The sequence below is a fragment of the Emticicia fontis genome, assembly GCF_054779675.1.
Window position 1 is genome coordinate 1 of the sequence record NZ_BAAGXU010000004.1, and the last position, 15,617, is coordinate 15,617.

General features: G+C 38.7%; 12 protein-coding genes. 7 read left to right on the plus strand and 5 right to left on the minus strand.

Translation table 11 applies throughout. The features are described from left to right. The first annotated feature begins 454 nt into the window (after positions 1-454). From ACYVFA_RS02655 to cysS, 4 genes are all read left to right on the plus strand, one after another. On the plus strand, positions 455-1,810 hold the full coding sequence (locus tag ACYVFA_RS02655) for a hypothetical protein (protein ID WP_460470246.1): 1,356 nt from the start codon (positions 455-457) through the stop codon (positions 1,808-1,810). Then, positions 1,807-2,910 carry a zinc metalloprotease gene (locus ACYVFA_RS02660; RefSeq protein ID WP_460470247.1) on the plus strand — a complete coding sequence of 368 codons (1,104 nt, stop codon included), beginning with the start codon at positions 1,807-1,809 and terminating at the stop codon, positions 2,908-2,910. Before ACYVFA_RS02655 ends, ACYVFA_RS02660 begins: the two co-directional genes overlap by 4 nt. 478 nt (positions 2,911-3,388) lie before the next feature. Continuing rightward, entirely contained in the window at positions 3,389-4,381 is a 993-nt protein-coding gene (locus ACYVFA_RS02665; protein WP_460470248.1) for a CobW family GTP-binding protein, read from the plus strand. 342 nt (positions 4,382-4,723) lie between these two features. Then, complete coding sequence (gene cysS, locus ACYVFA_RS02670; RefSeq protein ID WP_460470249.1) at positions 4,724-6,301, plus strand: cysteine--tRNA ligase; 1,578 nt, start codon at positions 4,724-4,726, stop codon at positions 6,299-6,301. 75 nt (positions 6,302-6,376) lie between these two features. Here cysS and pruA read toward each other — a convergent pair whose 3' ends face one another. The 5 genes from pruA to ACYVFA_RS02695 all read right to left on the minus strand — a co-directional run bounded on the left by pruA (position 6,377) and on the right by ACYVFA_RS02695 (position 13,018). Further along, positions 6,377-8,008 (minus strand): L-glutamate gamma-semialdehyde dehydrogenase, encoded by a 1,632-nt coding sequence (gene pruA / locus ACYVFA_RS02675; protein WP_460470250.1) that lies wholly within the window; start codon positions 8,006-8,008, stop codon positions 6,377-6,379. A 134-nt stretch (positions 8,009-8,142) separates the two neighbouring features. Next, positions 8,143-8,826, minus strand: a complete 684-nt coding sequence (locus ACYVFA_RS02680; protein ID WP_460470251.1) for a hypothetical protein — start codon at positions 8,824-8,826, stop codon at positions 8,143-8,145. A 169-nt stretch (positions 8,827-8,995) separates the two neighbouring features. Continuing rightward, positions 8,996-10,297: a TolC family protein gene (locus tag ACYVFA_RS02685; protein ID WP_460470252.1), complete on the minus strand. Its 1,302-nt coding sequence runs from the start codon at positions 10,295-10,297 to the stop codon at positions 8,996-8,998. Between the two features lie 37 nt (positions 10,298-10,334). After that, entirely contained in the window at positions 10,335-11,933 is a 1,599-nt protein-coding gene (locus ACYVFA_RS02690) for an efflux MFS transporter permease (RefSeq protein WP_460470253.1), read from the minus strand. A 41-nt stretch (positions 11,934-11,974) separates the two neighbouring features. After that, positions 11,975-13,018, minus strand: coding sequence for an HlyD family secretion protein (locus ACYVFA_RS02695; RefSeq protein WP_460470254.1), 1,044 nt, complete (start codon positions 13,016-13,018; stop codon positions 11,975-11,977). Positions 13,019-13,231: 213 nt separating this feature from the next. Here ACYVFA_RS02695 and ACYVFA_RS02700 point away from each other — a divergent pair, with 213 nt between their 5' ends. The 3 genes from ACYVFA_RS02700 to ACYVFA_RS02710 all read left to right on the plus strand — a co-directional run bounded on the left by ACYVFA_RS02700 (position 13,232) and on the right by ACYVFA_RS02710 (position 15,615). Then, the gene (locus ACYVFA_RS02700) at positions 13,232-13,792 is read left to right on the plus strand and encodes a MarR family winged helix-turn-helix transcriptional regulator (protein WP_460470255.1); all 561 of its coding nucleotides are present in this window, start codon (positions 13,232-13,234) and stop codon (positions 13,790-13,792) included. Positions 13,793-13,910: 118 nt separating this feature from the next. After that, positions 13,911-14,753: an alpha/beta hydrolase gene (locus ACYVFA_RS02705; protein WP_460470256.1), complete on the plus strand. Its 843-nt coding sequence runs from the start codon at positions 13,911-13,913 to the stop codon at positions 14,751-14,753. 64 nt (positions 14,754-14,817) lie between these two features. Then, positions 14,818-15,615 carry an alpha/beta hydrolase gene (locus ACYVFA_RS02710; RefSeq protein WP_460470257.1) on the plus strand — a complete coding sequence of 266 codons (798 nt, stop codon included), beginning with the start codon at positions 14,818-14,820 and terminating at the stop codon, positions 15,613-15,615. The last annotated feature ends 2 nt before the right edge of the window (positions 15,616-15,617 follow it).

The window sequence follows — 15,617 nt, forward strand, 5'->3', positions numbered from 1 at the left end:
CTTTTCATTACTTCTCTTATAACTAACCATTTACAGTTTTGCCTTTTTCAAATGTTTATACTCTTTCTTGATATTGTCCTATCTATACTATTTTACCTATACCCAAATAGGTATATTTACTTATGGGTCCCGCCAGTCTATAATCTTTGATGTATTGGATCAAAGTGCTTTTACTAGTTCATTGATCTGGAATTTTACTAAGCGGCAATAGGCTTATAACACTTTTTTCAAAAGCTAATTTATGTGTTATGGTGTAATCCTGATAGGATTTTTACTATTTATATGATATTAATACTTCATCAGGTTTAAATTCTCCCAACAACAAATTACATTCTATAACATTAATGTGCTATTTACAGATCCTTATCTATACCGTTACTTTGTCGAACTTTGCTTCTGACAAGCAAATGCACTTGATTAAAATGATTCCTATTATACTAAACATAATCTTTCCATGAAAAAAACACTACTTTCTGTTGCAGTCTGTTTCTTTTGTTTTAACACATTCTCGCAAAGCTCTACCATTGACCCTAATCAGGGAGTTTCGGTGCCCCAGTTTACAACTTCCTTTATTAATGGGTTGATTAATCAGCCTAAAGGGACTATTGTTTTTGACAAAGACTTGAACGTAATGAAATACTGGGATGGTACTGCCTGGGTAAATCTCACAGCTAGTGGAGGCTCAGGTATTGGTTGGGCTGCAAATGGTACTCATATCAGTAATACTAATACAGGCAATGTGGGCATAGGTGTAAACTCTCCTACTGCCAAAGTTGCTATTGTGGGTACAGATACGAATGGGTCTTTAGCGGTATCCGGCTCCTCTCATACCTCTCATTTTAATTATCCGACGGGTGGTTTAGAGAATACTTATATAAGGGGTGGTAAGGCGGCCTCCCATGTTTTAATTAACGATTCGCAAGGATTAGGAAATGTAGGCATTGGAACGAATCTTCCAACGTCTAAGCTTGAAGTAAACGGAAATGGGAGTTTTTCTTATGCCCCAATCAGCTATAATAATCTTTTCAGCGAATATACGAATGGAGGCCTTATCATAAATAATTCTTCGGGATATTCGGGATTTATGAGAGTAGATGCCAGCAATCTTCAAGGATTTAGTGTTAATACGCTTACCAGTAAAAGCTCTCCAGGGAAATTAGTGCTGAATCCTTTTGGTGGGAATGTCGGAATCGGGACAAATTTTACTCCTGAATACAAACTACATCTTTATTCAACAGGTGAGCAATTAGTAAAGGTAGACGGAACAAATAGTCTTTTTGTATTTCATGATAGAACTTCTAATGCTCAATATGGTTTTTTTAGAGCCTGGACAAGTAGCCCTTTTAATCCGGCAGGGTATTATGGTTTTGAGATAGGAACACCACCCGCTACAGGAGGTGATCCGGCTAAGAGGTTATTATTTTCGACCAATTACAGTATCCGAATGGCTATCATGGAAAATGGTAATATAGGTATTGGTGTGAATGACCCGGGCGCTTATAAATTAGCAGTCAACGGAAGCATAAGAGCCAATGAAGTTGTAGTAGAAACAGGATGGGCTGATTATGTATTTGATAAGAAATTCAGATTAAAACCCTTGGAAGAAGTTGAACGCTTTATTGAAGAAAACAAACACCTGCCTGATATACCGAGCGCATCAGAAATACAAAAGAATGGCGCAAAGCTGGCTGAGTTAACTACCAAAATGATGCAGAAAATTGAGGAGCTTACCTTATATAGTATAGAGCAGAATAAAAGAATAGAAAAACTACAAGCCGAACTCACCCAACTCAAAGCCACAAACCGATGAGAAAGCTATTAACATTTATACTGATACTGATAACATTAGCATTGCAGGCGCAAAAAAAACAGCCGGATTGTGGCACAAAGGCTCCGGCTATTCCACGGCCAATTGCCGAAAAAGATATGCAACGCTTTTTACGTTCAATTAATGCCGTGTCTATACCTTATTGGGTTAAAGTGTATTTTACTGTTTTTGCAGATAATAATGGTAGTAATCGTGCGGCAACTGATGCGGATATTCTGAGACAATTTCAGAATATGGTGAATCAATATAATCCGCATGGGATATGCTTTACACTCATGGGGATTCGGCAAATCAATAATTCTGATTTTAATATTCAGGATGCTGACGATGAAGAATCTGAAATGCGCGATATCAGAGTAGCAGGTAATCTGAATATATTCATACACCAGGAATTAGTGTATGGAGCCGATACCCTTAATGGAATTGCGTATGATATACCGAATAATTATGCTTTTATCAGTATGAAGGGAGAAGCCATAGCAAGTACAAGTAACCTTACTACAATGGGGCATGAAGTAGGTCATGTTTTTGGCTTATATCATACTTTTGAAACTGCTTATGGCGCTGAAAGTGTTGCCCGAAGCGGTGGTTGTAAAGATTGTGACGAAGAAGGGGATCTTTTATGTGATACTCCGGCTGACCCTGACGATAGTGATGGTTTTCTTCGATTAAATACTAATGCGTCTTGTATGTATACCGGCACCAGATATGATGAATGTTCTGCCTTATATACACCTGCTGTCAATAATATTATGGCTTATGGCAGGCGTGAATGTAGAAATACATTTACCGCAGGCCAGGGAAATAGAATGCGGTATTTTCTTGCCAATGAGTCTGGACTACTGGATGTACTGGCACAAAATGACAGTGGTATTTATACGGCGGTGACATTTTCGAATACTTCAGGCATGGGTGTTGCCAGAGATAGCTATACTATTCAGACGTCTTCAGGGGCTGTTATATTTAATGGTACGAGTAATTATACTTTTCAATCAAAGAAAGTAATTCTTGGCAATGGCGCTCGCTTATCGCCAGGGAGTGGAGGAAAAGTTATACTCAAAACCAATCCTTATTGTAATTAGCCTGACATTCTCTACATATTCACAGATTTGGTCTAAACTTTAAAAACCAAATCGTTGTTATGACCCTACTGCTATCTTTTATAGAAGTTGGTAGGGTCATTTCTTTTACACCTGAACCAAATGATTTTCAATGATTACTTGTGGAGAATGACACCACAGTATGATTTTACCGAAAATCTTCCCAAACACTTTGGAAACAGGATGTTAAGTTGGAAATTTAGGGGAGGCCTAGTTGGGATGTCCAGTCAGAGACACTTAAAGCTTAGTTTTGGATAATTATTCGCAACTGGCCGTTCGCAACTAGCCGTTCGCAACTAGCCGTTCGCATAGCAACTATTGACATGAAGGAAGAGAAAAAGCTAAAAATGCAAGTAAAGTGGATTTGAAAAAGGTAGACGCTACGGTGACTACCTTTTTGAAAGAAGCGAAACAAGTTCATAGTATATATATAGTATAGTTTTCATTTAAACACCATTGCATGAAAATTCCCGTAAATCTGATTACCGGTTTTTTAGGAGTGGGCAAAACCACTGCTATCAAGCATTTGCTGGCAAGCAAACCCCAAACCGAACGTTGGGCTATTATTATCAACGAGTTTGGCGCAGTTTCTATCGACCACACAGCCATTGAAGAAAAAGATGGCCTGACGATTCGTGAAGTAGCCGGGGGGTGTATCTGTTGTACGGCCAATGTACCTATGCAATATACGCTTACTACTGTTTTGCGTCAGCAGAAGCCCGACCGCATTCTGATTGAGCCTACGGGTATGGGGCATCCTGAGAATATTCTGGATTTGCTTCGAGGTAAATTCATGAAAGATATATTAGATGTAAGAGCCACGATTTGTCTGGTTGATCCTCGTCGATGGGCGAATGCTGATGTTCGAGCCAATGAGACTTTTCAGGACCAGATTAATCTGGCTGATGTATTGATAGCGAATAAAACAGACCTGGCAGGCGAAGAATTAACTGAGGAATTTAAGGATTGGGCAGATTCTTTGTATCCGCCTAAATTATTGATAGCCGATGTAAGCAATGGCGAGGTTGATTTTAACTGGTTAAATATTGAACCATTTGGTGATAGAAAGGCACAGTTCGCGCATGAAGTTCATCATCACCATCCTGCACATGAGGAAGAATTACCTGTGCCAACAGTCGGGAATCCGGTTAAAAAGGAAAGTCACGGTTTAGGCTTGCATGGTTGCGGCTGGATTTTTTCGCCTGATGAGATTTTCAATCTTCCTAAGCTACGTCAGTTTTTTAGTACCCTCAATGAAGTTTACCGGGCCAAAGGAGTTTTCAGAACAGGTAAGGATTGGGTGTTGATCAATGCGGTTGGTGAAGAATTTACAGTTCAATATATTACCTATCGCCGCGATAGCCGGATTGAACTGATTGCACCGGCAAAACTGGATTGGGCTTCTTATGAAGAAAAACTGAATGCCTGTTTGCTTGAAGTTCCGGTTTCTTAGACCTCCATACTATATATATTATACTCGTTGTTGAAATTAATTTTAAGGATTTGATATATCGTCCCTACGAGACTTAGGTTTTAAAAATGACTATTTTTTCTACCGATATGTCGTCCCTCCAGGACTTAAAAAAATCCCGTAGGGATGCTATATCGGTAGAAAAAATAGACTTTTCAGAGATTAATATCCCGTAGGAATAATATATTTTTAATTTCACCTAACGAGTTATATATTATATGTAATACAGAAATTAGCTTTAAATTTGCATTGAGCTTTATAGATGGCCACACCATAACCAACGTTATACGATAGAATTAGAACATACGATATTGAACGACCTATATGCAAAACCTGAAGATTTATAATACACTTACACGCCAGAAAGAAGAATTTAAACCCCTTAGTCCACCTTATGTAGGAATGTATGTCTGCGGACCAACCGTTTACAACTATGTACACTTAGGGAATGTTCGCACCTTCCTGACTTTCGATGTGCTTTTCCGTTACCTGACTGAAATTGGTTATAAGGTTCGTTACGTAAGAAATATTACTGATGTGGGTCACCTGGTGGGTGATGGAGATGAAGGAGAAGACAAAATCGGAAAGATGGCGAAACTGGAGAAACTGGAGCCGATGGAGATTGTGCAACGCTATACCAACGATTTCCATAAGGTATTAGAGCAATTCAATTTCCTACCCCCAAGCATTGAACCTACTGCCACCGGGCATCTGGTTGAACAGATTGAAGCTGTAAAAACTCTGATTGATAAAGGTTTAGCGTACGAAGCAAACGGCTCGGTTTATTTTGATATTAATCAATATAATAAAGAAGGTAATGATTATGGCAAACTATCGGGTAGAATTCTGGAAGATTTGCTGAATGAAACCCGAGAGTTGGATGGACAATCGGAAAAACGCAATCCGCTTGATTTTGCTATCTGGAAAAACGCTAGTCCTGAACATATTATGCAATGGAAATCTCCATGGGGCATGGGATTTCCGGGATGGCATTTGGAATGTACTTGCATGAGCACTAAATATCTGGGTAAGCAGTTTGATATTCATGGTGGCGGTATGGATTTGAAATTCCCACACCACGAATGTGAGATTGCACAAGGGGTTGGTATTACCGGAACTGAACCTGTTCGCTATTGGATGCACTCAAATATGTTGACAGTGAACGGACAAAAGATGTCGAAATCATTGGGTAACTCATTTTTACCTTCTGAACTTTTTGCCGGAAGTCATCCATTACTTGATCAGGCATATAGCCCGATGACAGTTCGTTTCTTTATGTTGCAATCGCAGTATCGTAGTACGCTTGACTTCTCAAATGATGCGCTAAGAGCATCCCAAAAAGGGTATAGACGATTGATTAATGGCTTGCGGATTGTGAAGACTTTGACATTAACTATTAATGATAAAGTAGCAGATAAAATACCAAGCGAACTGATTGATGATACACAAGCGGGCAATGTAGCCATACAAACTGTAGCGGCTCCAGTTGTTAAGGTTGCTATTGACGAAAAGAAAAAACTGGATATCGAAAAAACAGTTCAGGCTTTTTATGAGGCGATGAATGACGATTTGAATACAGCAGTTGCTATCGCTCAATTGTTCAACTTGTTGAAGTATGTGAATATGATTTATATGAATCAGCTTGACCCAAGGGCTTTGGGTGAAGATACTTTCAACTTGTTGCAAGAGAAGTTTGTGTTATTTATGGAGCAGATTCTGGGTATTACAGAGGAACCTTTGACACAAGGCGATGGTATTCTGAGTGGGATGTTGTCTTTATATAAAGAATACAAATCAAGCCAGAGATATGATAAAGTAGACGAAATCAGAACTTACTTCAAATCAAACGGCATGACTATCAAAGATATGAAGCACCGTATTGATTGGGCTTGGGAGGAATAGGATTCCTTATTCGGTTATATAGAAAAAGGTGGCGCTTCTGGGCGCCACCTTTTGGTTGATATGAGTTTATATCTCTTATTCCTCTCCCAAAAACGGATACTTATAATCAGTGGGAGAAACGAAAGTTTCCTTGATTGTACGAGGTTGTACCCAACGGAATAAATTCAGGATAGACCCTGCTTTATCGTTTGTACCTGAGGCACGGGCACCACCAAATGGTTGTTGGCCTACTACGGCACCTGTTGGCTTATCGTTGATATAGAAGTTTCCGGCAGCATCAACCAGTTTTTTAGTTGCTAAATCAATAGCGTAACGATCTTTGGCAAAAATAGCACCTGTTAAAGCATACGGCGAAGTGGCATTCACCAATTCCAGCGTCTTTTCATAATCTGCTGCTTCATATACATAGATAGTGAGTACCGGGCCGAAGATTTCTTCGCACATCGTCACATAATTAGGGTCTGATGTAAGTAAGATGGTTGGCTCAACAAAGTAGCCTTTTGATTTATCGTAGTTACCACCGGCAAGTAAGCTTACTTTATCGCTTTTCTTCGCATTATCGATATAAGTGGCAATTTTATCAAACGATTTTTCGTCAATCACCGCATTCACAAAGTTGGTAAAATCTTCTGTGCCACCCATTTTTATTTCTTTCAGATCTGCTAAGACGTAGCCTTTTACTTCTTCCCAGATATTAGAAGGAATATACGCACGAGAAGCCGCTGAACATTTTTGTCCCTGATATTCAAACGCCCCACGAACTAAACCTGTCGCCAAAGCTTTTGCATCGGCAGATTCATGTGCCATTACAAAGTCTTTTCCACCGGTTTCACCCACAATACGTGGATAAGATTTATATAAATGGATATTCTCACCAATGGTTTTCCAGATAGTCTGGAATACTTTGGTACTACCTGTAAAGTGAATACCTGCAAAATCAGGGTGTTTAAAAACAACATCTCCTACTGTAGGCCCATCAACATATATCAGGTTAATAACCCCATCCGGCAAACCTGCTTCACGGAAAACCTCCATAATCACATTCGCCGAATAGATTTGCGGATAGGCTGGCTTCCAAACCGTTACATTACCCATCATCGCTACACAAGATGGTAAGTTTCCGGCAATGGCGGTGAAATTGAAAGGAGTTAAGGCAAATACAAAACCTTCTAATGGTCTGTATTCTAGTCTATTCCATAAACCGCGTACTGAATCAGGCTGACCAGTATAAACCTGCTCCATAAAAGCTACATTGAAGCGAAGGAAGTCTATCAACTCACAAGCTGAATCAATTTCTGCCTGATACGCATTTTTTGACTGCCCCAACATGGTGGCGGCATTGATTTTTGCACGATAAGGGCCTGCTAATAAGTCGGCCGCTTTCAGGAAAATACTGGCTCTTTGCTCCCATGAAAGCGATACCCAGGCCGGACGGGCAGCCAAAGCTGCTTCAATGGCTTTTTCTACATGAGAAGCGTCTCCTTCACTGGCATAGCCTAATACATGCTGATGGTCGTGAGGAGGAGAAAGTTTAATTTTATTGTTAGTATGTATTTGTTCACTGCCAATATACATCGGTACCTCTATTTGTTTCGAGCGAGCCTCTGCAATGGCTTTTTTTAATGCGAGTTTTTCGGGAGAACCTTTGCCGTAATTCAGAACCGGTTCGTTAACCGGCGTGGGTACTTTAAAGATAGTATTATTCATGATTTGATGAAGGGGATTTTTTGCCAAAATTAGCCGAATTTTTAGATATGTTCGAATAAATCTTTTGTCTGTTTCTATCTATTATAATTCTATAACATTTAAAAAGTAAATTCCGTTTAGTCAAGTCTCCTATTTTAGTTTTTACCTAAATCTTCAAATCTTGAATTTTTTAAGCTATAATCATAATGGAATATCCATTCGTCAATTTCCTTTTTCTTTATCAAGAACTCTTTCAAATTTATTTCTTTGTTCTCTCTTAATTTATTTAATTGCTCTTTTTCAATACGCTTCAATTGTCGTTTTTTAACAATTTCATACAGTTCCAAGTCGTTTTTCCTTTGTTGCAGAATATCTTCGCTATTTCTATTTGGGTTTTCCTGAGTTGTTGTCCTATCAAGACTAAACCCATATCTTTCTATATAATGTATCCTTTGCCCGAATTGATAGAATGGTTCTTGTCTTACATACTGCGTAAACCCTTCACTTATAAACTCAATTTCACCTTGGTGTGTTAGAATTGTCCAGAGTATATGATCTTCATTTTCTGTTCGCTCAATGTCTTCAATTTCTATCGCATCATCAAAGGCCGTTTTTAATTCAAAAGTCAAATGCTTAATCTGTCTGAAAACCAATGTACAAGGTGCTACCCAAAAAGTAAAGGGCAATCCTTCTACTTCTGGTTTAACCCATTGAAAAATATAGTCAATATCTAACTCCAGGTCTTCAGACACACGGATTTTATAGATATAGCTGTCATGCCATCCCATTTGTTCAAAATCAGCTTCTGTCCAGATAGATTTCTCTATTTTGTAGGTCATTTTTAACTATGCGTTGAAAGTGAATTCATCAGCAAAATACTAAGTTTTCATAATTCTTAAAGCATTATTCTTATTTAATTCTGCCTATTCTTAAACATAAAAAAGCCTTGAAAGATGGTATTATCTTTCAAGGCTTTTTTATGTTTTTCTCAATTCTACAGTTACACTATTACAACTTTACTCCCGATAATCTACTAATCTCAAGTTTCGCTAGTATTATCTGATAATCGTATTGTAGCAAACTGAATTTGGCATCTTCTACAGCTGTTTCGGAGGTCTGGATTTCTAGTGGTGTACTTACCCCGTTGGTCAGACGGATTTTAGCCAGTTTCAAACCGTATTCTGCCTGAAAGACATTACGTTCGGCTAGCGCTCTCTTTTGCGTAGCTACTTTTATATCATTAAAGGCATTTTCAATATCACGATTAATCTGCGTTTTTTGTGCTGCCGTATTTTCTCTGGCAGCATCCAGATTAATTTTAGCAATCTGGGTATTGTAAGCACTTCTCTTTCCTGTATAAATCGGGACAGTTAATCTTACACCCAACAAAGTATTAAAACGCCACGCATCAATATTTGGCTGGTAACCATTTTTGATACCCGCTGCTGCATTGGCAGATAATTGCGGCAAATTACCCATAGACGAAATCTTGATTTCTTGCGCTAAAGCATTTTCACGAGCAGCGGCAGTTCTTAAATCCAGGTTATTAACGGTTGCTTCACTGATAGCCCCGCGGGAATCTGCATAAGGATAATTGTATTGCAATTCAGCATTAGCCGGAATCTGATTATGTGCATCAGTACCAATCAAAGCGCTCAGGAAAATATATTGTTTTTCCAGTTGTCCTTGTAAATCTACTACTCTTATTTCGGCATTCTTATAACGAACCTGTGCCTGTACTACATCATAATCAAGGGCATCTCCGCTCTTTAATCTATTGCTGATAATCTTACTGTTTTCATCTACCAATTTTACCTGATCTTGTTGTACAGCAATGGCTTTTTGTAAGTAAATTATGCCATAATATAACTGCGCTACTTGATAAGCTAATGTCTGTTTCAGACCTTCGATGCCTTCACGTTGTTGCTGCATTTCAAGCAAGGTTTTCTGAACTCCAGCTTTGAATCTGCCCCAATCGTAAATCACGTAAGAAGCAGCCACATTAGTATTGTAGTTATTATGTGGTTGAAACTGTAGTTTACCATCAAAACCAGGAATCGGGATAACGGCCTCGGCAATAGGGTCAAGTCTTGTATAGCTGAGTTCTCCGTTTATCTGAGGCTTTGTTCCACTTTGCTGAACTTTGATGCGGTAATCACCTACGTTTAATAATTGTATTTGTTCTTTTATGCGCGACGAACCCTCTAAGGTCATTTTAACCAACGAATTCAGTGTTTCGTTCGGGCTTTGCGCAATGGCTCCCTGACCGAAAAGTAGTAAGATAGCTATGGATATTTTTTGAAATTTCATTTTCGGAAACTTAAATATTTTTTGATAAAATCTATCATTAATGAGATTCTGCAGCGGCTTTGGCTGCGGCAGCCGCTTCGGCGGCGCTTTTCTTTTTGGTTCTGAGCAATACCACTAATGGCAATACACAGATAAAGAAAATCGAGATAATACGGAACGTATCAAGATATGCCAGATAATACGATTGCCTGTCTAAAAGCAACTCTAATTGCCGATAAGCCTGCGCAGTAGCTTGCACCGCATCTCCTGTCCGCGAAAGGAACGACATCTTTATAGCATTGAATCGCTCCGTAAATAGCGGATTGTTCGGTACATAATTGGCTACTAGGTCTGAACGGTGTTGCGCATATTGTAAGGCTACATAGTTATTAGCTAAAGCAATACCGAATGCCCCACCTAACTGACGAATCATATTAGTCAGGGATATACCTGCGCCAAATTCATTGGGTTTTAAACCTGCTACCGAAGCATTAATCAATGGCAATTGCAGAAGTACTGTTCCTAAACCACGCAATAATTGCATTGGATAAAAATCCCAGCGACCCATATCGGTTGTAGCTGTTCCGCTATAAAAACCAAATGCCGCAAATATGATAATCCCAGCTACTACAAACGGAATGGGCGAAGCCCCTGCCGACATACGACGCCCCAGAATAGGAAACATCGGCAAAATGGTAAGCGTAGGAAATAGCAAGGAAAGTCCCGTTTCGTATGGCGTAAATCCATTAATCCGCTGCACCAAGACTGGATAAACGAATACTGAGGTAAATAAACCAAAACCTGATACCATTACGAAAATGCTGGAGAAGGCAAAATTTCTGTTACCAAATATCTTCAGGTTTACTACCGGATGATCGGTATTTAATTCTCTGCTGATAAATCCAACAATCCCAACCAATGCTAATAATGATACTATTGAAATCTCTCTTGATTGGAACCAGTCTTTCGATTCGCCTTTTTCCAAAACATATTGCAAAGCGCCAATTCCAATCATTAACAGAGCAATACCGAGATAATCTATCTTGATTTTATCCTTGTGTTTACCTTCATCGGCCTTTTTAGGAATGTAAAGAATAGTCAGGATCGTAGCTATGATACAGATAGGAACATTGATAAAGAAAATATCACCCCATGTATAATTGTCTACAATATAACCACCTAAAGTTGGGCCAAGGGTCGGGCCTAATACTATACCCATCCCAAAAAGCCCTGATGCCGTTCCTCTATCTTTGGGTGGAAAAGCATCGAACAAAATTGCCTGAGAGGTAGAAAGTAAAGCTCCTCCGCCTATCCCCTGAACAAAGCGCCATAAGACCAATTCCCATAAGCTACCCGAATTACCGCAGAGATAAGAAGCGATTCCAAAGAGTATCATAGAGCCCAGATAATAATTCTTTCGCCCAAAATACTCTCCTAAAAAGCCCGTCATCGGAATGATAATTACATTGGCAATGGCGTAAGACGTAATAACCCAGGCTATATCTTCGATGGTAGCTCCCAGTGAGCCAGCCATCTGGTTGAGTGCTACGTTTACAATCGTGGTATCCAGTAACTCCATAATAGCGGCAGTTACGGTGGTTAGAACGATAATAAACCTTGAAGCACCCTTCACGTTGTTTTCTATTTGATTTTCCATGAAAACGTGTTTATAGAGGTATCTTCAATACCTGCGTGGATTTATTTAATTTTCACCTCTACTTCAAGGCTCATGCCTGCACGAAGTTTATCACGGTATTTTTCTACGCCTTCAATCGCAATTTTTACAGGAATCTTCTGTGTTACTTTCACGAAGTTTCCACTCGCATTGTCAGGAGGAAGAAGCGCATATTTTGAACCTGTGGCATCTGAGAAATCAGCTATTTTACCTTTTAATTCCAAATCCGGAAAAGCATCTAATTTAATAGTAGCTTCTTGACCAATAGCCAGACGGCCGATTTGTGTTTCTTTAAAATTGGCAATTACCCAATATAAAGAATCCTGCACGATGGTGGCTAAAGTTTGTCCGGGCTGGATGTATTGACCAGGCTCAACGCTTTTTCTACCAATTTTTCCGTTTTCGGTGGCATATACTTTCGAGTAAGTTAAACGAAGTTTTTGTTGCTCAATTTTTGCTTTTTGAACATCTAAAGCAGCTTGTGCTTTATGTAGATTACTATTCAGAATATCCAGGCGCGATTTAGAAGCGGCAATATCTTGTTTTTGTCCTTCATACTGCGAATTCAATACATCTAAACTAGATTTGCTATCTTCTGCCTGACGTCTGGTAATGGCATTATCGGCATAAAGACGAGCATCTCTTTCCGAATCTTTTTGTGCTTTGTCTTTGCGCAAAACCGTAGTAGTGATATTGGTTTCGGCAGCACCGATAGTCATACTGGTATTTTTTATGTTAGCCCTTGCATTTTCAACATCTGTCAGCATTTGTTGATACGTTGCTTCCATTTCGGTCAATGCCAGTTGTTGTTCGCGGTCGTCTATATCTACTAATAACTGCCCTTTCTTTACTTGTTCAAAGTCTTTCATGCTTACGCTGCTTACATAACCGCCTACACGTGGCACAACCGGAACGGTATAGGTTTCAATCTGTGCATTATCTGTTGTTTCATACGCTTGGTTGTATTTGTAACGTTGGTAAGCATAGATACCTGCTCCTAAAAGGATTAGTACTAAAATAATACGTGGAATGTAATTTTTGAATGATTTTTTTTGTGGAGTTTCCATTCTTTTCTTTTAGGTAATATTAATGTATAGTTTTCGTTTTGTTAATTAGTCAACCATATTGACGATGCAAAGGTAAACTAAGTTTACTAAATTAGTCAAGCATATTGACTAATTTATTTTTTCTGTTTAGTTTTGTATCTGGAAAAAGAAATCGACAGAATTTACTAATTTTGCAATGCACTGATTATCAGCACATTGAATCTTAACAACACAATGAACGAGGATATATTAAAAGAAGTGGTTCTTTTTAAGGCCATTAAAGGAAAGCTTTTTGGCAAACTGCTGAGTAAAAGTTATCGCTTCATGAACGAGATAGCGAGTGAATATCTAGAAGGTATCGGATACAAAAACTTCAGAATCGGCCATGCTGTGGCTCTGCTTCATATAGATATAGAAGGAACTAATATTAATAATCTTTCTAATAGAGCCTGTGTAACCAAGCAAGCCATGAGTAAATTAATAAAAGAATTGCAGACAGAAGGATATGTTACTGTTGAAAAAGACCATACAGATGCCCGTGCATTGATTGTGCGGCACTCAGCGAAAGGTATACAAGCGATGGTAGACTGGAAGAGATGTATGGAATATGTGAATGAAAAATTTAAGGATATATTAGGTACAAATAAGCTGGAAACATTAAGAGAGATTCTCTATGAACTCGTAGACCACTATGAAGCCTCTACACAATATAATAAGGCCAATGACCTTGGTCATGCCATCATGAGAAAAGACTCGCTGATATTAGAGCCAAACGAAAGGTTCAATAAAAATTAGCAGATTCTTAAATACAGGATTTCTGATAATTCATAAAAACTATGTATGTTAGTAGCTGAAAACCAGTGTCTTAACGGGCAGTCTGATTTTCATGAAAATCAACCCTGACGTTGGACTCATGACAGTTACGCAAATCATACTACTAGTTATCGTTATTTATGTGGTTATCTGTATCATTGCTTATAAGGTACAGGAGTATTTCATATTTAAGCCCGAAAAACTCGCCCCAGATTTTAAATTCAGATACGATGACCATTTCGAAGAATTATTCTTTGATATGCCCGATGGTGCCCGCATCAATGGATTGTTGTTTTATGATATAGGTGAAACTACTAGAGGATTGGTCATTTATTTTCATGGTAATACCCGAAGCATCAAGGGTTGGGCGAAATATGCCAAAGATTTTTTTGCCCATGATTATGATGTATTAATGATTGATTATCGTGGCTTTGGCAAAAGTACAGGTAAACGGCATGAAGATATGATGTATGAAGACTCTCAGGTGGTGTATAATCAGATGCTGAAGAAAGGTTATTCAGAAAAGCATATTGTAATTTATGGCCGCTCTTTAGGTTCTGGATTTGCTTGTAAACTGGCCTCTCGGAATCATCCTAAAATGCTGATTCTGGATGCTCCTTATTATAGCTTTTCACAATTGACTAGTCGGTTTTTACCTTTCCTACCTGTTTCTATGATTCTCCGCTTTTCTATCCGCACAGATGAATACATCAAATTTGTGAAGTGCCCGATTTATATCATTCATGGCACAAAAGATTTTCTAATTCCTTTTCGTTCAAGTGTACAACTGGCAAAACTAGCTCCTCAACATACCCGTTTAGTACCTATCTATGGAGGAGGCCATAATAATCTACCTTCGTTTCCAGAGTATCATAAGCATCTGGAAGATATTTTATTGGATAGATTTGATTTAATTTTTGATAAACAATTCCGAATGGAATAGTTTTGTATTCTGAAATGCTTTTAAACCTACTCAGGAATAATTTCTGCAAATAACAAAAGATACAGTGGTTAAGAAACTTATTACAATTGCCCTTATTATTTACGCTTCCGTTTTCGGGTTGGCCGTCCTCTTTCAACGTTTTATTCTACTTCATCCCGATACCTTAGAGAGAGGTTATGCCTTTGAATTTCCCGATGCCCAAGAGTTTTATGTAGAACCTGAGCCGAAAATCAATCTTAATGCCTTGATGTTTCTCACCAAAGATACAACCAAAAAAGGCGTGGTGATGTACCTTCATGGCAACTCTCGCAACATAAAAACCTGGGGTAAATATGCTAAAGAATTTACTTCTCGTGGATACGATGTCATTATGTACGATTATCGTGGCTTTGGTAAAAGTAATGGCAGGTTAGATGAGGAGAATCTTTTGAGTGATGCCCAAACAGTATTAAAGGATATTCAGCGTCGTTATCCACCAAGAAATATGATTATTTATGGCCGCTCTTTGGGTACAGGCGTAGCAACTAAATTAGCTATGGATAATGAGGCAAAGGCTTTGATATTAGAGGCTCCATATACCTGTATCCCGGATGTAGCCTGGAGTCATGCACCGTTATTTCCCTACAGGAAAGTTTGTGAATTTCAGATACCTACCTATGAGTGGATAACTAAGGTAAAATGCCCAATCTATATTTTCCATGGTACTGAGGACCAGATTATTCCTTACGAACATAGCTTGAAACTGGCGCAGATATTAAAGAAAAACCCCAAGGACATTCTCACAACTTTGGAAGGAGGACATCATCGGGGTTTAGATAAATATAAAGAATATCAAGTCAAAATGGATGAGATTCTTAGATAATT

Excerpts from the sequence above, each read along its gene's own strand:
- pruA (WP_460470250.1), bottom strand. The coding sequence starts at position 8,008 with ATGAATAATACTATCTTTAAAGTACCCACGCCGGTTAACGAACCGGTT.
- ACYVFA_RS02685 (WP_460470252.1), bottom strand. The coding sequence starts at position 10,297 with ATGAAATTTCAAAAAATATCCATAGCTATCTTACTACTTTTCGGTCAG.
- ACYVFA_RS02690 (WP_460470253.1), bottom strand. The coding sequence starts at position 11,933 with ATGGAAAATCAAATAGAAAACAACGTGAAGGGTGCTTCAAGGTTTATT.
- ACYVFA_RS02680 (WP_460470251.1), bottom strand. The coding sequence starts at position 8,826 with ATGACCTACAAAATAGAGAAATCTATCTGGACAGAAGCTGATTTTGAA.
- ACYVFA_RS02695 (WP_460470254.1), bottom strand. The coding sequence starts at position 13,018 with ATGGAAACTCCACAAAAAAAATCATTCAAAAATTACATTCCACGTATT.
- ACYVFA_RS02665 (WP_460470248.1), top strand. The coding sequence starts at position 3,389 with ATGAAAATTCCCGTAAATCTGATTACCGGTTTTTTAGGAGTGGGCAAA.
- cysS (WP_460470249.1), top strand. The coding sequence starts at position 4,724 with ATGCAAAACCTGAAGATTTATAATACACTTACACGCCAGAAAGAAGAA.
- ACYVFA_RS02660 (WP_460470247.1), top strand. The coding sequence starts at position 1,807 with ATGAGAAAGCTATTAACATTTATACTGATACTGATAACATTAGCATTG.
- ACYVFA_RS02655 (WP_460470246.1), top strand. The coding sequence starts at position 455 with ATGAAAAAAACACTACTTTCTGTTGCAGTCTGTTTCTTTTGTTTTAAC.
- ACYVFA_RS02700 (WP_460470255.1), top strand. The coding sequence starts at position 13,232 with ATGAACGAGGATATATTAAAAGAAGTGGTTCTTTTTAAGGCCATTAAA.
- ACYVFA_RS02705 (WP_460470256.1), top strand. The coding sequence starts at position 13,911 with ATGACAGTTACGCAAATCATACTACTAGTTATCGTTATTTATGTGGTT.